Origin of the sequence: Maribacter litopenaei, from assembly GCF_025244665.1 — a bacterium.
GTDB classification, from domain to species: domain Bacteria; phylum Bacteroidota; class Bacteroidia; order Flavobacteriales; family Flavobacteriaceae; genus Maribacter; species Maribacter litopenaei.
Map to the genome: position 1 here is coordinate 2,107,566 of NZ_CP104205.1, position 19,254 is coordinate 2,126,819.

Here is a 19,254-nt window from a genome sequence, read left to right on the forward strand (position 1 = left end):
CTCCCTTAAAGGTCCTGTAAAACCCTATGAAAGCGCAATGTTCTTACCATCCATTTAGGTAAGGGCTTTGTCGGGTTCCTCTTCTTTAAATTTAGGTACAAACCCAATGGCTTAAAAATGGGCACTTTATGGGTTTCTACAAATTCAATTAAAGTTCCATCCGGATCTTCCACATAACTAAAATGGCCGGCAGCGTCTCCCATATCAAAGCTTTGGGCACTGTCTACGGTAAAGGGATACTTTAAAGAAGCGGCACGATGTCTTAATCCTTTCATTCCCGATACATCAAAACAAACATGGATGTAGCCCAAATCCCCCCATGTCCTATTATCAAATATTTTGTTTGGATTTCTGTCCAAAGCCTGCAATAATTCTATTTGAGTAGGTCCCAGTAACGCACCAAAACCCCCGAATTTTGGCCGGGAATGCCCTAAGACTACTTTTCTATACAGACCATTTTTTCTACCGCCTGTATTGAGTGGCAATCGTATATTCTCCTCTGAGAGTATGGTGCCATAGCCCAAGAGTTCCCTGTAAAAATGTAATGCATCAGGCATATGCGAAACTCCTATGACCACTCCTAAAACACCCCCTGTACTAAAATGGGTCTTGGTATATAAATAATTGTCCTGTACTATTTCGACCAAATTATCCCAAGTATCCTGAAAATAGAACGAATCTCCTACTACATCATTTTTGATAATATCTGTCAAATATTTTAATTCTAAACTTCTTAGCGTTTCATGACTCTTTGCGATGTTGTTGCTCCGTATCTTCATGGCATTAATACCCAAATCTCCCGTAATAATTGGATTCTTGGGTTTTTGGGGCTTTCTGTCCATAAACTGCCATATTTCCAAACCTCCACCTCCCATCATGTTAAGTGACAAATAGGCATTCCTATGGCATACGGCATTACTGGTATATTTTTTCATTAACGTGGCGGGGGCTTCATCCTTAAAAAGAAGGATGTCAAAACCCGGATGTTTTCTATACCAATTGAAAACCGTCTTGGTATCGGATACACCTATACCTACCTGTTGAATCCCGTTAATAATATCAGGAGTTGTAGGGAGTTCTGATGAGTTTGTCATGAATAGTCTTTAATTTTTTACTGCTATACCCCATGTTAAATAATATCACAAGTAATAAATTGGAAAGATTTACCCGCAGGTAGGAGTTGGATTCGTATTTTCTTGCAGAAACAATGAGGTTACTTTTTACGATTTTATATCTGAGCTTATGCTTTTTCATACGTTTAAAAAACTCAAAATCCTCCATCAATACTTGGTTTTCATTAAAACCTCCCAATTTTTCAAAAAGCTTATTCCTAATAAACAAACATTGATCTCCCCCACCCGTAAATAGCCCGTCCTTAGCTGTAAAATAAGCGTTTATTTTTAGGGGTAGGCTGTCCTTATCAAACCGATAGGAAAAAAATCCGGCGTCAAAATCGCTATCAATGGTATTTCGAATGTCACGCAAGAAGGTTTTTGGTGGTTTAACATCAGCATGCAAAAACGCCAATACATCCCCTTTGGCTATTTTGGCAGCTTCGTTCATTTGGGTCGCCCTACCCTTCCGCTCGCACTTTAAGAATTGGGCACTTTGCATGACCTCAGCATCGAAATTCACCTTTGATACCGGGGACAGCGCCACTACTATCTCATAAGGCTCTGAAGCTGTATAACTGGCTAGTTTACGTACTAAAGAGTCAATGTTTTCAGTTTCCTTATGTGCGGGGATAATAATACTGATCATTACGGTAAAAATGAGGGCTTAGCAAGTATCTTGATACTTGAAATTTATTAAATCTACGTAATAAGAATGGGAAGGGTTTTGTTTCCGGTATACATTTATTGACATTAATTTAGAAAGTTTGTTGATTAATTACGACCTAATACAAAACCTTACCCATCGCAACTTCGTAAGTGAGGAAAAACAAGGATATGAAACACATGAATATAGTACGGATACTTCCTATAATTTTTTTCATAGGGTGCTTAACCATTAAGGCTCAAACACAGGAGGAAAATATTGATTTCAATGAACTTTCCATGGAGTTTTTGGTCAAAATAAAAAACAATGAAAGCACAGAAGGTGTTCAGAAAACCTTATCCAAGGTATCCATAGAAGCTTTGGAAAAGGCCTTGGACAACAACGATAAAAAATTAGCCTTTTGGGTAAATATCTACAATGCCTATATTCAGGTAATTCTTCAAAAGAACCCGGACTTGTATAAGGATAGAAATGATTTTTTCAAAGCCGATCAAATAGCCATAGCAGGGGAAGATATATCCTTTGAAAAAATAGAACATGGTATTATTAGGGGGTCCCAATGGGAATATGGATTGGGATTTATTGGAAAACTATTTCCCGGAGAGTTCGAAAAAAGATTAAGGGTTGAGGAGCCGATTACCGAATACATTTTGCCCTCAATTGTGGTGCAAAAGACTGTCCACCTGTGGCTATTTATGATTGGAAAAGATTGGATGAGCAATTCGCCAAGGGTACATCCAACTATCTAAAGCGTACTACAGAGTATGACCCAAAAGAAAAAGAGGCAAAGGTAACCACATTATTTAGTTGGTTTCGGGGCGATTTTGGTGGTACGGATGGAGTAAAGGACATTTTAAAGAAGGAAGGCCTTATTCCAACGACCAAAGGAATAGACTTGGACTATAAAAATTATGATTGGACCTTGAAATTGGATAATTTTGTGACCCTTTAACCTTAGGCATTAGAAAAATAGTGTTGTTTTGCCTATAGACGGAAGTCTCACTACATGAATCATCTTTCCCTTGTAAAAAAAGTCTGCATAGTTGTTTTCTTGCTAATTGCTGTATTCTCGGCTTCCCTACTACCTCGACTAAAATTTTCTTTTGATTTTAGTCAATTTTTTCCGGAGGAAGACCCGGATCCGAGTTTTATCAAGCATTTGTGGAGGAATTTGGCACGGACGACAATTTCCTATTGATTGCCATTGAGAATGACCCTACTGTTTTTGATGAGGATTTCTTGAAAAAATTCCATGCCTTTTCAGTAGAAAGTAAAGACTTTGATTTTGTTACGGAAAGCAGTTCATTAACGACACTATCCTACCCACTAAAAACCTCTTTTGGTTTTACGCAACTGCCCGTTATTCATAGAGACGACCCCCTTGCCTATAAAAAAGATTGGGAAAAAATCAAGGAGGATGGACTCTTTGTCAATTTTTTAATCGATAGCAATGCAAGCTCAACCGTAGTTGCCCTAAGGACACAGGACGACATAGATTATCAACAGGCGGAGTTGTTGCTTTCCCAAGTTAGAGCATCTCTCAAAACCCATCAATTGGATAATTATCACATTTTGGGAAGGGCATTTTTTCTCGAAGCGATCGTTGATATGCAAAAAAGTGAGGTCCTCAAAACTAGCATTATAGCGGCCATTTTGGTTTTAATCATTTTGCTATTGGTGTATAGAAGTATTCCCCTAGTGTTTATTTCCATGGTTTCCATTTGCCTATCCCTTATCATCTTTATGGGCATACTGGCGCTTTGGGGCAAGGAATTGAATGCGATGGCAGCTTTTTACCCAGTTTTAATGCTCATTGTAGGTACCTCGGATGTGATTCATGTTACGGATAGTTTTATTAGAAAAATCCAGTCCGGCATTCCTAGATATAAAGCCATACGTTCATCTTTGCGGGAAGTGGGCCTCACTACCTTGCTTACATCTGTAACCACGGCAGTTGGCTTTATCACCTTATTATCTTCCAGATTGGTCAGTATACAGGAATTTGGCATCAATGCCGCTATTGGAGTAATGGTGGCTTATTTAACGGTTATTTTCTTTACAGGTTCACTATTGATTAGTTTGCCGGAGAAAATGTTATTGGGAAGAAGGAGTATTTCTAAAAAGTGGGTAGACCAACTCCTTAAAATCAACACTTTTACAAAAAATTACCCAAAATCCATTTTGGCAGGTACCCTACTATTTACGGGGTTTTGTTTCGGGGTATCAGTTTGATTAGTACCAATTATGAGTTTAAAAGAACACTGCCCAATAACAGTGAAATTGCGGCCGATTTTGAATTTTTCCAACAAAACTACGCTGGTTTTAGGCCATTAGAAATTGCCGTTATGTCTCAGGATACCTACAAAGTTCTCGACCATTCCGTAGCCTTGGAGATTGAAAAGCTAATGGGGTATTTAAATACTATTGCTTCCATCGGAAATCTCCAATCCTCGAATTTACCCTTTAAAATACTTCACAAAGCCTATAATCTAAATAAGTCTGATTTTATGACCTTTCCGGATGATGCGGCCACTTTTGAAAAGTATAAGAAGGATATAAATAAGTTGGGGCGACAACAACTCAATCGGTTTGTGAACGAAGATGGCTCTATGGCCCGTATCAACGGTAGACTTCAGGATGTTGGTACGGATAGTCTGAAAGTAGTGTATGATAGAATTGAGCAATATGCGAAAACCGATTTGGATACTACAAAAATTAGGGTCAAGGTAACCGGAAAGAGTTTGCTATTGGACAAGAATTCCGAATATATTCGAAGTAGTTTGCTTGAAGGGTTGTTTCGGGACTACTCCTCATTGGGATTATTATGGTCTTGGTATTCAGAAATTTTAAAATTTTCATTATTTCATTGATCCCTAATATTTTGCCCATTCTATTTGCCGGTGCCGTGCTAGGTTTTCTAAGCATACCACTAGAGGCATCCTTATCGGTGGTATTTGCCATCGTATTTGGGATAGCCGTGGACGACACTATTCATTTTCTAGGCAAATATAAATTAGGGAGGACGCAAGGACTAACACAAGAAGAAGCATTGCAAAAGACTTTTGCACATACAGGTAGGGCCCTGGTAATAACGACCATAATCCTCTTCTTTGGATTTTTGGTATTATTGTTCTCTATACATCAACCTAGTATCACCATAGGAATTATCATCAGTGTAACGTTAGTAACCGCTCTTATTTTAGATGTACTTCTGTTACCTGTATTGATACGTAAAATGTTAAGGGAAGCGTAGTTTTATTTCCTATCCAACATTTTTTTAAGTGAACGATGGGCCACTATTGTTTTTCCAACCATAAAGGCCATTAGGGCAATCCACAAAGTAAAGAGTAGGTATTCCATAACAAGCGAATTTTAAAAGTTTGGTTTGGTCAAATTCATATACTATTTCTAAGTTTTGGGGCTTAACAAATAGCTTTATTATGCATTTCAACGATAAATATATGTATTTCATCTGTTCCATTGTTAATTATTGTTAACTTTTCGATGAAATGCACCAAAATAAAAAACGCCATGACCGGTTTAACCATGACGTTTTTCCAAAAAACAATCCAACCTAATACATACAAACCGGAAATGAAAACTTATTACAACCCTCGAATTTCGCTTTCCATGCCAGGACCCAATTCATAGAGGGCCCCTAAAAGTTCTTGTTTCAGTTCATTGATCCTTTCTGCCATATCATTTGCCTTGTAAACGGTCGCAGCCACATATAATAGGGATGGCTCATACGTTTGGTCAATAACATATGTGTCAATTATTTCCTTGGCCTTTTCGGGATTACCCAGTTTTAAATAACTGTAGGCCAACCAACTATAGGATTCCGGAGTGGGCCTATTGCTAACTTCTTCCTTGGCCAGTTGCAATGCTTTCTCAAATTGCTCCGTTTCATTTATCAACACATCCAAATTGTAGGCATTATACATCTGTCCGTATGATGGATTTTCAATTTCCGTAAAGTAGGTATGGATATTTTCAAGTCTGATTAAATCGTTTCCCATATAATCAGCTATTTCTGCCTTCAACAAAAAGTAATCGGGTGCTTTGTGGTTTTCCGTAATAGAATCCAGTATTCTTAAGGCTTCTTTTGGATTTTTATCATGGGAGAAGACTATCCAAGCAATTCCCTTTTTGGCATAAGCATTATTGGCATCCACTTCCAATGCTTTAAGGTAGTGGTCATAGGAATCCTCTATCCTCCCAGCGTGGCCGTAGTAATCCGCAAGATTGGTCACACTCCAAACAATCAGAGTCCCTATTTTTGGATTCCACAGCAAGGCCTTTTGCCTTCTCCATAAAGTTGATGGTCGTTTCCAAATCACCCTTATAGTCGTTCCATTTGGCAAGTCGTATCAAGTAACCAAAATCTTTCATGTTTTTGGTACTATCCAAATATTTTTCCGCAGTTCTATAATTTCCTAACTCCAAATGGACATCAAAGAGCAGGTATTGACTTTCCTTTGGATCCGTGCCAATTTCCCTAGCTTCATTCGCCAGCACCAACGCTTCCTTAAATCGATGTTGTGATATATAATTTCTTGCCAAAGACCGCCTATAGCCTGCCCTACCTACAGAAGCTATTTCCACGGCTCTTTTGAGACTCCTTTCGGCCTTCTTCAAATAGGAGATATCCCCCGTTTCCTTGAAATATCTACCATACTCGCCGCCAACTATACCAAAACTGGTTAGCTGCATACTATCCAATCTTATCTTGGAATTCCATAATTCAAAATATTTGGACGTGGTTTTGGGAGCATGTGTTACGAGATATTTATCGTAATCCCTTTGGGAGGCCACACGATTGTTGCTCTCCTCAGAACACGAGCATACGAGCAATAGCCCCAATATGTATATGTATAATTTCATCTTGATGGTTTTCGGATTGTTAATAGTATTTATAAAGGGGGAGCATTAACTCCCCCTTGCTCCTCTTTTTCATAGTCTTTATTCAGGAGCTCCCAAATAAGGGAATGTTGTTGAGATGTCTGCCGTTAAGGCTACCCCATCAGAAGTCAATCTTGGTAAATCGGGAGTACCGTCCATATCGGTATCCTGACCACTAAAACGGTCACCTTCCATACCTCCGAACAACAGTATTAAGGATATATCGATGACATCATCCTGAGGCCTTCTTCCTGTCAATGCAACCTCGTCACCGTCTTGCACCAAAATTCTACCATCCATATCATTATCGGTACCCGGGTCAAAATAGGTTGTGGGAAGGTTTGGGGCCACTTCAAGAACATCCGCAGCTAAGTAACCGGTTAATGTAGCGGCATCCAAACCAAGAATATTGGGCTCATAGTTCACATCCTCGGGGTTGGCACCCAATAAATTGGCGTATACATCGTGATAAGCCTCCAATCTTGCCTCAAATCCGGCTTGAAACATACTCCCCATTTCTGATGGAATTGCCTTGTTATAGGCATTTTTTGTTTCATCATCTGCACTTAAAACAGTATTAATACCAGGTCTGCCCATAAAATCGACTTGGGCATATGTTCCTGAAAAATCCGGCATCATAGGTTCCATTCCATCCTCACAAGGGGTACAGGATCCTCCACAATCTACCCCTGTTTCATCACCGTTCATTATTCCATCACTACACGTAGCCATGGCCATGGGCGGGGTATAATCATCATCATTATTGCATCCTGTCAAAACAGTCAAAGTACAAATTGACAGAAAAACATATTTTATTGTATCTAGTTTCATCTCTATATCTTTTAGTTCGTTAATTATTGTTTAGCATTCGTGGTTACCCACGTTTTGTATACTGAAAGTCCAAGAGCATTCATAGCAGTAGTTTCACCCAATATAGTGTTAGGTAATTCCACGACAATGGACATCGTATTGGCGCCATCAAAAGTATCCACGGCGGTCGTATCATCGTCATCCGTGGAATCCGGATCACCTGCAGGTTTAAAACCTTCGGGTGCCATCCCTCCTATTACAGCGTTAAACTGAAAAAAGTCAAAAAAGAAAGCATCCTGCCGTGGCCCGGCGAACAATGAGACTCCATCTTCCGTGGTTTCTACAATGGCAGTATCGGTAGAAATATCTACAGATCCCAATGGACTATTCACCATGACCATACCGTTCAATCCGGTACTGCTGGGGGCAACCGATCCAAAAAAGTACATTTTTCCATCCCTAGGTATCGCTTGGATGACCAAGTCTTCTACCAGGTCCCCATCAGTATCTATATTGATTTCCGTTAAAATGTTCTCGTCAAAGGTCCCATAGGCCAAATCCGGCAAAACATTGGATTGTAGATCTACGGCAAACACCGTATTGTCCGAACCTACGGTGGGTTCAAAGGCATAAAAATCAGCAATATCGGCACTGGTTCCCATAGAATGCGGGGCGTCAATGTGGTCGGCAGCCACCAATAGGGTCGCAACGAGTGCCAATATCCCAAGACCGGTTAAAAGAGTTTTGTTTTTCATAGTGATAGTTTTTAGATTAAATCACCCTTACCTACGCAGCAGTCCCTTGAGGGTTTTGTTTTAAATGTTAAAAGAAAGTTAAATACCGGTTCCCGGATTTTTATCTAGAGAAAAGTTAAGCTTGATTTCCTTTGCAACTTCAGTACTAGAATATCTGGTAATCCAGATTAAAAAGTATATCGTATAACAATTTTGGAAGGAAACAAGAACATGCAATTGGCTAACTTTGCACTTTTCTAAATACCTAGGTAATGAATCCATCGGCGAATGGTTGGATAGATAAGTTTGGATCGTTGGTAAAGAACCATGATGGGCATTACGGTACCTTCAAGGAACTATTCAAGGATTTAAAAAATATAGGTTTTGTGTATGGTATCAATACCGGCTATCCAGATTTCATTTCTCCGAACATGCATTTTCAGAAGATGAAAAAGCCAAGATAAACTTGGTAACGGCCCTTTATTTTACCTTTAAAATAGAAACTCAACGTGCTGATTTTGAATCCTTTTTAGAAAGGATATTCCAGTTTTACGAGACTTTAGAGGTAAACAAGGTTACCTTTCTTGGTAAACTCTTTTCCGGAAGCAAGACCTCTTCGAAATTGGAAAAAATCTTGGAATCCCGCATTTATTTAGAGGATAATATCATAAGTAAGACCTTCAACAGTTCCATCACAAACTCTCTTTTGTTCATAGATGTCCTCCTTTTCCGAAGGTATTTGTTGAATGCAAAAGGAATTAAGAAACATGCCCAACTTCTCGAGTATCTGGCGATTAACATTACCTATCACGCCTTAAATTCCAAGGAGAAGAATAGGAAAGATGAAAAATTGGCGCAATTACTGGCATCCTCGCTCACCTTTATCAACAGTGATTCAAAAAAATTTGACGATGCCTATAGACAACATCTGGTTGTAAATGAAGACGAATGGGAAAAAAGATATCTACTGGATTTGGCCTGCCTTACGGTATGGGAAGACCATTCCCTTGAATATATGGAGTCTGAATTTATTTATGGTATTGGCAAGGATTTAAAGTTAGATGAAGAAACGATTCGGGATTCATTGTCCCATGTTTCTTACTTCATAAGTTCCCATAAGGAAACCATTCCGTTTTTACAGGAACACAATATGGCCGTTCAGTTTTATGACAGTATGTCAAAGCTGGTCAATAGGCTCATACTGAGGAATAGAAAGCGTTTGCACAAAGAACTTTCTGAAAGCGCGGAACTGGTAGCCTTGCTTTCAAAATCGACCATAAGTGACCTTTCCAAAGAAGAGAAGAAGAAGGTACAGTCACAATTATTGGATATTTTTAAAAGTATCCCTTCCTTGGCTATTTTTCTGTTACCTGGCGGTGCTATATTGCTTCCAATATTTATTAAACTGATTCCCAAATTATTACCCTCGGCATTTGACGAAAATAGGGTGGAAAAGGAAGAATAGTCGTTCTTAAAAGGAATACTTTTTTACTTTTCACTTACTCCAACCGGAGCTTAAAGTCCTTCACACGTTCCCTGCTCACTATGATTTCTTGGTCTGAAAAGGAATTGAGTTTCAATTGTAAACGGGAATTGGTATAGGAAATAATGTCTTTTATAGCATTGATATTCACATAAAACTTACGGCTCACCCTAAAAAAAGTATCGGGTCGTAATTCATCCTCTAAATTTTCCAACGTAGTATCCAACAAATAATTTCTTCCGTCCGAGGTAGCGGCATAGGTACCCTTATTTTCACTGTAAAAACATTCTACTTCATCGGCATTGATGATTTTTAGATGCTGGCCAACTTTTGCGGTAAAGCGCTTTTTAAATTCCCGCTCCAACGGATTCACCAAAAGCTTTTTGATATCCTCAAAATCCGGACTTAACTTTTTGGATTCGCGCTTTAGGTTTCTATACTTCTTCACGGCACTTTCCAATTCCTCATCGTCGATCGGTTTAAGCAAATAGTCAATACTGTTTAGCTTAAATGCCTGTAGGGCATATTCATCATAGGCCGTGGTGAAGATAATGGCACTTTGGACATCGACCACATCAAAAATTTCAAAGGAGAGACCATCGGACAACTGAATGTCCAAAAAGATAAGGTCCGGATGTTCATTCTCCTGAAACCACGTAATGGATTCCTCCACGGAATGTAACATGGTGGAGACCGCGACATCCAACTCCGACAATAATCTACCAAGTCGACGAGCGGCAGGCTTCTCATCCTCTATGATAATGACATTCATACTCACTTATATTCAAAATTAGAATTCCTCAAAAATACCATTTAATCCCTTCGGGACACTTTTTCCTCCTCTTCCTTAAGAATCCGTTCCAGTTGCCTTTCCTCCCATCTTTTTAGGAAACCTGGTTTTAGCTCTTGCCATGGCTTAGATTTGAAAGTAAAGACATAGAGTCCGTGAGCGAGTAACCCAATACCCCATAAGACGGGGGTTCCCAAAAAGTTCCAGCCCATCCAATCATTAAATTGAGGACTTTGCAACCAATCATAATCATCTTTAAACCAATTAAATAGGTTCAACTTAATTAGTAACAAGAGAACATTAACAATTATAAATATCCTAAGATGACGGTAGAATTTTTTCATGTCCTCGATACGCTTCCGTGCCTTTATATAGGACTCATTTTGCGACTGATTCATATTTTTATTTATTTAAATTTTTCGGCCTCCTGCCTATCCTTTTCCATATATTTCTGAATCTGACGCTCTTCCCATCGCTTTGAAAATATGGGATTACGGGAGAAGACCTTCATTCCATGGAAGAAGAGACCGATACCCCAAAAAACCCATACTGCAAATGTTCCAAAATCCAGTACATCCGTAAAATTTGCCCCGCTATTCATCCTTCCTATAATGCTACTAATGGATATAAAGCTGTTAACTCCAACATAAACGACTGCATGCCAATAGAAACCTTTTAGTTCCTTAAGCCTCTCTTTGGCCCTTTCCAATTTATTTTCCTGCCTATCCATTACTTCCATTTTGTTTGTTCTTCGTCCTCCTTCATAAGTTCCTTTAACTTTCGTTCTTCCCAGTCCTTCCCTAGTATAGGGTTGTATCCAAATGCTTTCACACCTTGAAATATGAGTCCTATGCCCCAGCCAAAAGCGGCCCATAAAAACCAAGGATAATTCCATTGGTCCAGCCAATAGTTCAACCCGGCCAAAAAGCCAATAAAAATTACGTAGGAAAGTGCACTGGTATAGAATTTTTTTATGGCATCTACACGTTCCTTGGCCCGGTAGTATCTAGATTCTTTGTCTCTTGGTATCATTGCTACATGTTTTGTTGGTGTATCCTGTTTTAAATATACTTTATTCCTTAAAAATCATCCCTTTTCATAAACTCTTCCAATTTTCTTCGTTCCCAGTCCTTTCCAAACAATGGATTGTATCCATAAGCATTGGACCAATGTCCCAATAAGCCTAATCCCCAACCTATGGCCGGAAAGATGGCCCACGGGAAGCTTGTGGTATTATAGTTAAGCCAAGCCAAAAAAGGAATGACAATACAATATGCCAGCAAATTGGAATAAAAACATTTGATTTCCTTTACTTTTTCTTTTGCTCTTTTGTATTTGAGTTCGTTTGTGATTTCCATGATTTTAATTTTTTAGGAGTATGACCTCGTTAGTACTATTTATACCACGAATTTCATCAAAGAACAGAGGTTTTTAAAAAGATAGATACCCAATTGTAATTTTTGTGGGATGGATTGTAATACAATGTATCTAAGAATTCAGAATACTTCTCCACCTAATGAAAAACACTTGTTTAAAAGGTGCATTCCCATATATTGGGACGCTATAAATCATCCTTGTCCATTAATTCACGTAGTTTCTTTTCCTCCCATCTTTTTCCCCAAATTGGGTGGTAACCAAAGGCTTCCAAACCATGGGTCAACAATCCAAACCCCCAACCCACCACTGGAAAGATAATCCAAGGAAAACTTGTGGTCTTATAGTTTAAAAAGGCCATAAAAGGAATTACGATACAATAGGCTATGAGATTTCCATAAAAACCCTTAATGTTCTCCACTTTTTCCTTTGCCTTTTGATAACGTTTGTCCTCAATAAATTCCTCTTGTGTTTCCACAACAGAAACCTTTTGCGTCAACATGGGCAACTCCACGGTAAAGGTGTCGGCCGTTTTATGGATTTCCATTTTACGTGTACTAAGAAGTTCATAACGCTGTTGTATATTTTGAAGTCCAACGCCACTGCTCTTTTTAACGACTTGTTTTTCCTGCAAATTATTGGAAATCTTTAAGTTACCATCCTGCTCAAAAATTTTGATGTGCAAAGGTTTGGCACTATTTACAATATTATGTTTTACGGCATTCTCCAATAATAATTGAAGGGATAAGGGAACAATTTTTGCCTCCGGGTTAGAGGCCCTTTCGGGAATATCGAGGATAATGCTATCCTCAAATCTCATTTTTAAAAGTTTGACATAGGTCTTGGCGAATTGCAGTTCCTCATCTACAGAAACCAAATCCTTATTTTTTTGTTCCAGTACATAGCGATATACTTTGGACAGGGATGTCGTAAATTTCTGTGCCTGATCTGTATCTTCCTCGATAAGGCTTGTGAGTACATTTAAGCTATTGAACAAAAAGTGGGGATCCAATTGGTTCTTTAGCGCATCAAACTTAGCAGACGCGGTACCTGCTATTATTTTTTGCTCCTTTACCTTATTTTCCTGGAGGGCCTTGTAAAAATGGAAGGCATGTAGAAATAAGGAAATCAGAACCGTAATAATAATGGCAAAGACGTAGGAAAATGGTTCCTCATACTCCAAAAAATCGTTGAAGGAATTTCCATAAAATACCATGGAAAGGAACATTCGTAATAACCCGAAAGCTACTATGGACAATGCTATGGAACCCAATGCACCTACCCAAAGCCGTGCCTTTGGTTGCGTTGCCCAATCATATCTAATGGACACACCATCATAGTAATAGGCATTGACCAATGTCAGCACAAAACTGAACAAAAAACAGATTCCAAAATACTCCCAAAAAACAGGCCATGTCAATGGTTCATCTAGAAAGAAAAACAAGTTAAGCAGGGTTACCCCTGCCGTTATATATATGGATATTCTAAGAAGTTTAAGAAACTTTTTCATCCCCTACCCTTTACACTGTTTCACAATGGCCTTAGCCCTATCTTCACCCCAATTTGGATAAAAGGGCCCTTTTGGTTTAAAGTTAGTGAAAAGTTCCAAGGACTGCTCCACATCCTTGCAGTATTGGGTGGTATCCTGACCAAAATAGGCAGCAGCGCCCATGTCCCATTCTGCTTTCGAAAAGACTACCCGAGGATTTTCAGGGGCAATCTTTAGTGCCTCGTTATACAAGGCAACCACCTTCCCTGAATGGGTCATTCCATAAGTAGCCCCATCAAATGCAATCCATGCTGTGTAGGTCATGGCCTGTTGCACCATAATTTCAGGGTTTTTCGGAGAAATTCTTTTGGCTATATCCAAGAACTCCTGTGCTTTGTCCAATTGTTGTTTTAGCTTCTTTTCATCTTTCTCCCCAAAGGAATTTATGGTATTTATCCGGGCCACATAGTAGTAAGGTAGCCAATTGTCTTGCTCCGCGTTACTAATTCTTTCGAATAAATTGGAGGCTTCCATGGGTTTACCTTCCCCCCGGAGGGCAAAGGCCTTTTCCATTCCTTTTGTAAACTGGTCTTGGGATCAGGTACTAGTAGTCAGCACTACAAAAAGTAGTGTAATAAATTTTTTCATTTTGAACAGCTTTTAATGAATTTGAATTGAGTGTTTCAATGTTCCACCCAATAATTGAAATTTAGCATCCCGCCATTTAGGAGGTCCAAATGCGAGGGGGCATTGTTAGAGGCTCCAAAACGTTCAGTAGGCAAGCCGAAAAGTCTATTGAGCTTTCCGTCATTGTCCTTGTCGTGAAACACGGAAATGGCGTATACACCTTCGGGAATATCCCGAAAAATAACCGTAGTTACCCCATTGGCTATTTTACCGAACGCTCCTTTGTAGGGCTTTAGCAACCATCCTTCCTCCGAATTGTAGAGACCGACCAACATTTGACCTTCATCATTTTCCATTCCGGTAATTTCCAATTCGATAACTCCCATGGCGGCAGTCTGCGCCACTCCTAGGGTCAACCAAAAAATTCCGATAATGGTAAAAAGACATTTCATTGGGTTAAACATGATTTGCTGTTCAAAGCTCTTTGAATATTCTTGCAATTTATAAAAAGAATGACCCAACTGTGGATTTTAATTGCTGGAATGTAAATTTCCAAGCCATATAATTTATTTCAAATAAAAAAGTCCGATGAAATCATCGGACTTTGGACTCAAATTTACACTATATTAAGAAAGTGTAAACTCCGGTAATTTTATAATCGCACCACCTTGTTGTGCCGATTCGTGTGCCAAGATTCCAACGCAAGTAATGTTTGCCGATTGCTTGACATTTGGATAGGGCGATCGCTGTTGCACTAGTGCCTCCACAAATTCATGAACCAAATGAGGATGTGAGCCTCCATGTCCAGCCCCTTGGGTAAAGGATAAGTGTTCATTTTCCTCGGAATCGTAGACCCCCTTGGTCGTAAAATGCTGTATCTCCTTAGGCAATAGCTTTGCATAATCCGGACTTTCCACTTCTTCAGGTATTTCAGGTTCGGGCCTTTTGGCGGTATGAATCACCAATGGCTTCCCTTCTATCAAAGGCCATTCTACCGATTTTTTAGACCCATATACTTCAAAACTTTCACGATATTGTCTCGCTACATCGAACAAGGAGCGATAGACCTGTGCGCTCAAATCTGAATTTCTAAACTTGATATGGGTAGTTTCTACGGCATAGGGAGAGTTGTATTCCTTGATCAGTTCTTCCCGGATAGTCCCGAACCAAAACAGGAAACGTATTCGGCCTCGCCTTTTGTTAAGGCGAGAACGGGACCAACACAATGTGTAGCATAGTGCATAGGAGGTAATCCAGGCCAGTAGTTGGGCCAACCGTCCATATCCTGTTGGTGGCTTGCTTTTAGGAATTGTACTTTTCCAAGCTCACCATTTTCATAAAGCTCCTTCATAAAAAGGAACTCACGCGCATACACCACGGTTTCCATCATCATATAAGTAAGACCCGTTTCCTGTGTCAATTTTACGATTTGCTCACATTCTTCAACGCTAGTGGCCATGGGTACGGTACACGCAACATGTTTGCCGGCTTTTAAGGCTTTAATCGATTGTATTCCATGATCTGGAATAGGCGTGTTGATGTGCACAGCATCAATATTCGGATCCTTTAACAAATCATCATAGGAAGTGTATCTTTTCTCTATATCGAAAGCATCGGCCAGTTCATTCAATTTGGCTTCGTTCCGTTGACAAACTGCTATTAAATTGGCATTAGGGTGCTTTTGGTAAATCGGTATAAACTCCGCTCCAAAGCCTAATCCTACGATTGCGACATTTACTTTTTTTCGCTCATAATCAATATCTTAGTTAAATGTTTTCTTTAAAAATTTTAATCCATCCGAAGCAAATGCGTCTTGACTATCCGCTAATTTCTTCCAAATGTTCACTGCCGCGGCCAATTCAGGTATTTCAGGTGTAAAGCTTTCAATTATCATAGCCCCATCATAGTTTACATCTTCCAGGCCTTTGGAGAACTCCTCCCAAGGTGTTAAACCGGTGCCCGGGATACCTCGATGGTTTTCGGAAACTTGTACATGAATCAATCGATTGCCAGCGGTATTAATGGCTTTTCGGATATCCTGTTCTTCAATAGTCATATGAAAACTATCCAATATGATTTTCATGTTCGACTCATTTATAGTATCTAGTAGGCGAACTACATCATCCGCGGTATTTATAAGGTCAGACTCAAAACGATTGAGCGGTTCCAAAGCAATATCCAGTCCGTGCTTTTTACCAATACCGGATAGGGTTCTCAAATTAGTAACGGCACGTTGCCATTCCTTCTTTTTTTCCTCCACAGGTGCTAAACGGGCCTTTCCGACTGCTGCATATAATGGGCCCGCCACAAAATCGACCCCAAGTTCAGTGGCCACAGCAAAGCACTTCTCCGCATGTTCGAAACAATTTTGGTGTAGCGAGGTGTCTTCGGAAGTTAGATCCTTATCATTGCCAAATACGATACATATGGACGGCTTCAAATCGTTTTCTTCCAAAGCCCTTTTTACCTCTTTCACATTGATTAACGAGGGGTCTTCAATTGGAATCTCGACCACATCAAATCCCAATTTTTTAATTTTAGGGAAGAGCGCCACAGATGATGTGGAAAACGGTGCTTCCCAAAGCCAAGTGCTAACCCCAAATGAAATTTTCTTCGACATATATTTTTAGTTGGGAACCACTTTCATAACACCTTGCATGATTCGCCAATGTCCCGGAAAGGTACATATGTATGGATACTCGCCGGGCTCCGATGGCGCTTTAAAACGAAGCGTAACTGTTTGATCCGGATTTACCAATGCGGTCGCAAATAATACTTCCGACATTTTGGGTACATAGTTTTGAGTTGCTCCATTGGGATCTGCGGCCAATTTGTCTGCAGCGGCACCCACCTTTTCTTTGGTACCCGGTTGAACGATCACCGATTGTGCTGCATAAAATCCACATTGTCCGAACCAATTCCACTTCCTTACCTGCAGGCACTACAAACTCCGTAATGTCAAATTTCATTTCGTTTTGGATCGTCTTCATATTGATAACGACTCTATCCGCTGAAACAGCTTCATCGTCTGTATCTTCGCCCAAACCTTCCATGGCATAGTTTTTTATAAACACCTCTGCGATAGAGCTACCTCCAAAGGCATTATTGGCGCTTTGGGAAAAATCGGTCTCCACCTCATATTTCCAAGTACCTGCCAAGGATAGGTTTTTGCTCCCGGATCTAATGTATAGTTGTTACGGCCTTCCGTAGATTCCACCTCCTCCGCCTGTGTCCTCTACCCGGATGGCCAAGGTGTTTTTTCCACTCTTGAATAGGTCCGTATCAATATCATAGTATCGGTTTCCGGCATATTCCCCTTCGGTGACACCGATTTGAGTTCCATTGAGGTACACTATATCAGAATCATCAATGGGACCCAATGAAATATAAGCAGACTGACCTGGACTAAAATTAAAATCTTTACGAAACCGAGATGATACCGTCCATTTCCAATCCGGCATCCTCAATGTATTGAGGTAGTTCCATTGTTTTCCAACCACTGTCGTCATAATCCAACGCCTGTCTTTTTGTAATACCCAAAGAGGAAATGTCAAAATTTGGATACTCCTCTCTGTAACTGGCCATAAAGCCATTGCCCTGTTTGGCGGCGGCGGCATACACCGCCTTGGAAAGCCAATTGTCCTTTAAAACAGCATCGCTCTTGCTTACATCGTAAATTACTTCTCCTAACACATCTGAAGGTTCCCTGTCGGCCATATATAAGATTGCCGCAAGCTGCACTAAAGGTTCTTTATCGTACAATACGTTGGATTTTATAATGGCATTATCCGATGCCTCCGTTTTGGGAAGTATTTGGACAGCGGCCCTACGTACAGCGGCCGATGGATGGTATAGGGCTCCAGCAACCACATCCCTGGCTTCTTGGTTGGACTCCAATGATACCAATCCATCTATAGTCCATAAAGCATGTAATGCTCCCGCATTCATACCCATATTATCAACGTTATTGGAATTCACTAATTTATATAGGTCTGTAAGCACGTCAGTATCTTGATTTTCGACCAGAAGGCGCTGGGCTGTCATTCTCCAAAACATATTGGGATTACTTAAGGCGCCTACCGGACCTTCGGAATCCTCAGAGTTCAAAACCATGGGATCCGTTTCATGCGCTCCTTTGGGAACCACTCTCCATATACGTCCTCTGGATTTATCCCTAAGGGGATTCACATAAGCATTTCCGTCACCATTTTCGGCATCGAAACCTCCACGTTCCTTACTAGGCGTTGGATTGTGCTGCACGATAAAATTATACCAATCCGCCACCCAAACATTGCCATCCGGGCCCACTTTCGCTTCCACGGGAGAAACCCACTCGTCTGAGGAAGCAAATAGATTTCCGCCATCCTCTTCCTGGTACCCTGCTCCCGTCTTTACAATTTTTGCCATGTGCACAACGCCTCCGGTAGGCTCGCAGACAAAGGCGATTTTATTCCAATAGGTACTGGGATAGTTTCTTGCCGTATAGAAATGGTGTCCGGCTGCCGCGGTAAAACCACCAAATACGTCCACTTGTCTAACGTTAGGGGTTATGGCCTGCATATCATAATGACCGTCTATCTTAAGACTGCCTTGGGCCGGAATCCCCACAATACCGTTCATGGCAGAATTTGGAATGCCCAAATACACGCTATGTGTGTTGTTGGCAGTAGAAGCAAATACGGAATTGTCCTCTGTAATACCCAAACCCCATGTATTGTTACTGGTGTTTGTCAATACCTCGAAGGTGTTTTTCTTTGGATTGAATCGGTATACGTTTTGATTGAATTTAAAGTTCTTTCCAAATATCTGACCCTCAAAGCCTGAATAGCCCACTACTCCATACAATTGATTGTCTATCCTATATTGCAAGTTGGAAGGCCCTGCGTGGGTATCAAAAGTACCCCAGCCGTCAATCATTATTTCCCGTACATCCGCTTTATCATCGCCGTTGGTATCCTTAAGAAATAGAAAATGTGGCGCCTGGGAAACTACAATTCCTACGTCATAAAAAGAGAAACTGGTAGGGATGTTCAAATTTTCAGCAAATATGGTGAACTTGTCCGCTTTACCATCTCCATCGGTATCCTCACAAATTTTTACCCTATCGTCACCTATACCGTTATCATTTCTAACCGTATTTGGATAATCCACTGTTTCAATGACCCAAAGCCTACCACGCTCATCCCAGTTCATGGCGATCGGATTTATGATATCCGGCTCGGAAACAAATAGTTCCAATTTAAAACCCGCAGGTACCTGAATCAAC

General features: G+C 40.2%; 27 protein-coding genes. 6 read left to right on the top strand and 21 right to left on the bottom strand.

Going from position 1 to position 19,254, the window contains the following annotated elements; translation table 11 throughout:
• Positions 1-5: 5 nt before the first annotated feature.
• Together NYZ99_RS11350 and NYZ99_RS11355 are read right to left on the bottom strand one after the other, a co-directional pair.
• Complete coding sequence (locus NYZ99_RS11350) at positions 6-1,094, bottom strand: VOC family protein (RefSeq protein WP_260571246.1); 1,089 nt, start codon at positions 1,092-1,094, stop codon at positions 6-8.
• Positions 1,060-1,761: a glycosyltransferase gene (locus NYZ99_RS11355; RefSeq protein WP_260571248.1), complete on the bottom strand. Its 702-nt coding sequence runs from the start codon at positions 1,759-1,761 to the stop codon at positions 1,060-1,062. Before NYZ99_RS11355 ends, NYZ99_RS11350 begins: the two co-directional genes overlap by 35 nt.
• A gap of 188 nt (positions 1,762-1,949) precedes the next feature.
• Here NYZ99_RS11355 and NYZ99_RS11360 point away from each other — a divergent pair, with 188 nt between their 5' ends.
• From NYZ99_RS11360 to NYZ99_RS11380, 5 genes are all read left to right on the top strand, one after another.
• A complete protein-coding gene (locus NYZ99_RS11360; RefSeq protein ID WP_260571250.1) occupies positions 1,950-2,528 on the top strand; it encodes a DUF547 domain-containing protein in 579 nt (192 codons plus the stop codon).
• Complete coding sequence (locus NYZ99_RS11365) at positions 2,465-2,731, top strand: hypothetical protein (protein ID WP_420845121.1); 267 nt, start codon at positions 2,465-2,467, stop codon at positions 2,729-2,731. The genes NYZ99_RS11360 and NYZ99_RS11365 overlap by 64 nt, the downstream gene beginning before the upstream one ends.
• Positions 2,732-2,940: 209 nt before the next feature.
• Positions 2,941-4,011 (top strand): MMPL family transporter, encoded by a 1,071-nt coding sequence (locus NYZ99_RS11370; RefSeq protein ID WP_260571252.1) that lies wholly within the window; start codon positions 2,941-2,943, stop codon positions 4,009-4,011.
• The gene (locus NYZ99_RS11375; RefSeq protein WP_260571253.1) at positions 3,990-4,649 is read left to right on the top strand and encodes an RND transporter family protein; all 660 of its coding nucleotides are present in this window, start codon (positions 3,990-3,992) and stop codon (positions 4,647-4,649) included. The genes NYZ99_RS11370 and NYZ99_RS11375 overlap by 22 nt, the downstream gene beginning before the upstream one ends.
• A complete protein-coding gene (locus tag NYZ99_RS11380) occupies positions 4,604-5,032 on the top strand; it encodes an MMPL family transporter (protein WP_260571254.1) in 429 nt (142 codons plus the stop codon). The genes NYZ99_RS11375 and NYZ99_RS11380 overlap by 46 nt, the downstream gene beginning before the upstream one ends.
• A 352-nt stretch (positions 5,033-5,384) precedes the next feature.
• Here NYZ99_RS11380 and NYZ99_RS11385 read toward each other — a convergent pair whose 3' ends face one another.
• The 4 genes from NYZ99_RS11385 to NYZ99_RS11400 all read right to left on the bottom strand — a co-directional run bounded on the left by NYZ99_RS11385 (position 5,385) and on the right by NYZ99_RS11400 (position 8,246).
• Positions 5,385-6,032 carry a tetratricopeptide repeat protein gene (locus NYZ99_RS11385; protein WP_260571255.1) on the bottom strand — a complete coding sequence of 216 codons (648 nt, stop codon included), beginning with the start codon at positions 6,030-6,032 and terminating at the stop codon, positions 5,385-5,387.
• Positions 5,977-6,663: a tetratricopeptide repeat protein gene (locus NYZ99_RS11390; protein ID WP_260571257.1), complete on the bottom strand. Its 687-nt coding sequence runs from the start codon at positions 6,661-6,663 to the stop codon at positions 5,977-5,979. Before NYZ99_RS11390 ends, NYZ99_RS11385 begins: the two co-directional genes overlap by 56 nt.
• Positions 6,664-6,741: 78 nt before the next feature.
• The gene (locus NYZ99_RS11395) at positions 6,742-7,512 is read right to left on the bottom strand and encodes a DUF4331 domain-containing protein (protein WP_260571258.1); all 771 of its coding nucleotides are present in this window, start codon (positions 7,510-7,512) and stop codon (positions 6,742-6,744) included.
• Positions 7,513-7,535: 23 nt separating this feature from the next.
• Positions 7,536-8,246 (bottom strand): DUF4331 domain-containing protein, encoded by a 711-nt coding sequence (locus NYZ99_RS11400; protein WP_260571259.1) that lies wholly within the window; start codon positions 8,244-8,246, stop codon positions 7,536-7,538.
• A gap of 337 nt (positions 8,247-8,583) precedes the next feature.
• On the opposite strand from NYZ99_RS11400, the gene NYZ99_RS11405 reads away from it, so the two are divergent.
• Positions 8,584-9,690 (top strand): LETM1-related biofilm-associated protein, encoded by a 1,107-nt coding sequence (locus tag NYZ99_RS11405; protein WP_338039451.1) that lies wholly within the window; start codon positions 8,584-8,586, stop codon positions 9,688-9,690.
• A 34-nt stretch (positions 9,691-9,724) separates the two neighbouring features.
• Here the strand turns inward: NYZ99_RS11405 and NYZ99_RS11410 are convergent, their stop codons facing one another.
• The 15 genes from NYZ99_RS11410 to NYZ99_RS11475 all read right to left on the bottom strand — a co-directional run bounded on the left by NYZ99_RS11410 (position 9,725) and on the right by NYZ99_RS11475 (position 19,253).
• On the bottom strand, positions 9,725-10,480 hold the full coding sequence (locus tag NYZ99_RS11410; RefSeq protein ID WP_260571260.1) for a LytR/AlgR family response regulator transcription factor: 756 nt from the start codon (positions 10,478-10,480) through the stop codon (positions 9,725-9,727).
• Between the two features lie 41 nt (positions 10,481-10,521).
• Positions 10,522-10,896 carry a 2TM domain-containing protein gene (locus tag NYZ99_RS11415; protein WP_260571262.1) on the bottom strand — a complete coding sequence of 125 codons (375 nt, stop codon included), beginning with the start codon at positions 10,894-10,896 and terminating at the stop codon, positions 10,522-10,524.
• 8 nt (positions 10,897-10,904) lie between these two features.
• On the bottom strand, positions 10,905-11,228 hold the full coding sequence (locus NYZ99_RS11420) for a 2TM domain-containing protein (protein ID WP_260571263.1): 324 nt from the start codon (positions 11,226-11,228) through the stop codon (positions 10,905-10,907).
• Positions 11,228-11,530: a 2TM domain-containing protein gene (locus NYZ99_RS11425; RefSeq protein ID WP_260571264.1), complete on the bottom strand. Its 303-nt coding sequence runs from the start codon at positions 11,528-11,530 to the stop codon at positions 11,228-11,230. Before NYZ99_RS11425 ends, NYZ99_RS11420 begins: the two co-directional genes overlap by 1 nt.
• 47 nt (positions 11,531-11,577) lie before the next feature.
• Positions 11,578-11,856, bottom strand: a complete 279-nt coding sequence (locus NYZ99_RS11430) for a 2TM domain-containing protein (protein WP_260571265.1) — start codon at positions 11,854-11,856, stop codon at positions 11,578-11,580.
• A 203-nt stretch (positions 11,857-12,059) separates the two neighbouring features.
• On the bottom strand, positions 12,060-13,382 hold the full coding sequence (locus tag NYZ99_RS11435; protein WP_260571266.1) for a 2TM domain-containing protein: 1,323 nt from the start codon (positions 13,380-13,382) through the stop codon (positions 12,060-12,062).
• A gap of 3 nt (positions 13,383-13,385) precedes the next feature.
• A complete protein-coding gene (locus tag NYZ99_RS11440) occupies positions 13,386-13,934 on the bottom strand; it encodes a tetratricopeptide repeat protein (RefSeq protein ID WP_338038978.1) in 549 nt (182 codons plus the stop codon).
• Positions 13,935-14,044: 110 nt separating this feature from the next.
• Positions 14,045-14,440, bottom strand: coding sequence for a DUF2141 domain-containing protein (locus NYZ99_RS11445; protein ID WP_260571267.1), 396 nt, complete (start codon positions 14,438-14,440; stop codon positions 14,045-14,047).
• A 174-nt stretch (positions 14,441-14,614) separates the two neighbouring features.
• Entirely contained in the window at positions 14,615-15,067 is a 453-nt protein-coding gene (locus NYZ99_RS11450; protein WP_260571269.1) for a hypothetical protein, read from the bottom strand.
• 62 nt (positions 15,068-15,129) lie between these two features.
• Complete coding sequence (locus NYZ99_RS11455; protein ID WP_338039452.1) at positions 15,130-15,747, bottom strand: Gfo/Idh/MocA family protein; 618 nt, start codon at positions 15,745-15,747, stop codon at positions 15,130-15,132.
• Between the two features lie 3 nt (positions 15,748-15,750).
• Positions 15,751-16,608, bottom strand: coding sequence for a sugar phosphate isomerase/epimerase family protein (locus NYZ99_RS11460; RefSeq protein ID WP_260571270.1), 858 nt, complete (start codon positions 16,606-16,608; stop codon positions 15,751-15,753).
• 6 nt (positions 16,609-16,614) lie between these two features.
• Positions 16,615-16,773 carry a plastocyanin/azurin family copper-binding protein gene (locus NYZ99_RS22930; protein WP_420845224.1) on the bottom strand — a complete coding sequence of 53 codons (159 nt, stop codon included), beginning with the start codon at positions 16,771-16,773 and terminating at the stop codon, positions 16,615-16,617.
• A complete protein-coding gene (locus tag NYZ99_RS11465; protein WP_260571271.1) occupies positions 16,709-17,146 on the bottom strand; it encodes a cupredoxin domain-containing protein in 438 nt (145 codons plus the stop codon). Before NYZ99_RS11465 ends, NYZ99_RS22930 begins: the two co-directional genes overlap by 65 nt.
• A 36-nt stretch (positions 17,147-17,182) precedes the next feature.
• Positions 17,183-17,449, bottom strand: a complete 267-nt coding sequence (locus tag NYZ99_RS11470; RefSeq protein ID WP_260571272.1) for a hypothetical protein — start codon at positions 17,447-17,449, stop codon at positions 17,183-17,185.
• Positions 17,409-19,253 (bottom strand): PVC-type heme-binding CxxCH protein, encoded by a 1,845-nt coding sequence (locus tag NYZ99_RS11475; RefSeq protein WP_260571273.1) that lies wholly within the window; start codon positions 19,251-19,253, stop codon positions 17,409-17,411. Before NYZ99_RS11475 ends, NYZ99_RS11470 begins: the two co-directional genes overlap by 41 nt.
• Position 19,254: the final 1 nt, after the last annotated feature.

Coding starts and splice junctions, on each gene's coding strand:
- NYZ99_RS11440 (WP_338038978.1), bottom strand. CDS start 13,934: ATGGAAAAGGCCTTTGCCCTCCGGGGGGAAGGTAAACCCATGGAAGCC.
- NYZ99_RS11460 (WP_260571270.1), bottom strand. CDS start 16,608: ATGTCGAAGAAAATTTCATTTGGGGTTAGCACTTGGCTTTGGGAAGCA.
- NYZ99_RS11425 (WP_260571264.1), bottom strand. CDS start 11,530: ATGATACCAAGAGACAAAGAATCTAGATACTACCGGGCCAAGGAACGT.
- NYZ99_RS11435 (WP_260571266.1), bottom strand. CDS start 13,382: ATGAAAAAGTTTCTTAAACTTCTTAGAATATCCATATATATAACGGCA.
- NYZ99_RS11390 (WP_260571257.1), bottom strand. CDS start 6,663: ATGAAATTATACATATACATATTGGGGCTATTGCTCGTATGCTCGTGT.
- NYZ99_RS11470 (WP_260571272.1), bottom strand. CDS start 17,449: ATGCCGGATTGGAAATGGACGGTATCATCTCGGTTTCGTAAAGATTTT.
- NYZ99_RS11350 (WP_260571246.1), bottom strand. CDS start 1,094: ATGACAAACTCATCAGAACTCCCTACAACTCCTGATATTATTAACGGG.
- NYZ99_RS11355 (WP_260571248.1), bottom strand. CDS start 1,761: ATGATCAGTATTATTATCCCCGCACATAAGGAAACTGAAAACATTGAC.
- NYZ99_RS11445 (WP_260571267.1), bottom strand. CDS start 14,440: ATGAAATGTCTTTTTACCATTATCGGAATTTTTTGGTTGACCCTAGGA.
- NYZ99_RS11410 (WP_260571260.1), bottom strand. CDS start 10,480: ATGAATGTCATTATCATAGAGGATGAGAAGCCTGCCGCTCGTCGACTT.
- NYZ99_RS11395 (WP_260571258.1), bottom strand. CDS start 7,512: ATGAAACTAGATACAATAAAATATGTTTTTCTGTCAATTTGTACTTTG.
- NYZ99_RS11400 (WP_260571259.1), bottom strand. CDS start 8,246: ATGAAAAACAAAACTCTTTTAACCGGTCTTGGGATATTGGCACTCGTT.
- NYZ99_RS11380 (WP_260571254.1), top strand. CDS start 4,604: ATGGTCTTGGTATTCAGAAATTTTAAAATTTTCATTATTTCATTGATC.
- NYZ99_RS11415 (WP_260571262.1), bottom strand. CDS start 10,896: ATGAATCAGTCGCAAAATGAGTCCTATATAAAGGCACGGAAGCGTATC.
- NYZ99_RS22930 (WP_420845224.1), bottom strand. CDS start 16,773: ATGTCGGAAGTATTATTTGCGACCGCATTGGTAAATCCGGATCAAACA.
- NYZ99_RS11360 (WP_260571250.1), top strand. CDS start 1,950: ATGAAACACATGAATATAGTACGGATACTTCCTATAATTTTTTTCATA.
- NYZ99_RS11430 (WP_260571265.1), bottom strand. CDS start 11,856: ATGGAAATCACAAACGAACTCAAATACAAAAGAGCAAAAGAAAAAGTA.
- NYZ99_RS11420 (WP_260571263.1), bottom strand. CDS start 11,228: ATGGATAGGCAGGAAAATAAATTGGAAAGGGCCAAAGAGAGGCTTAAG.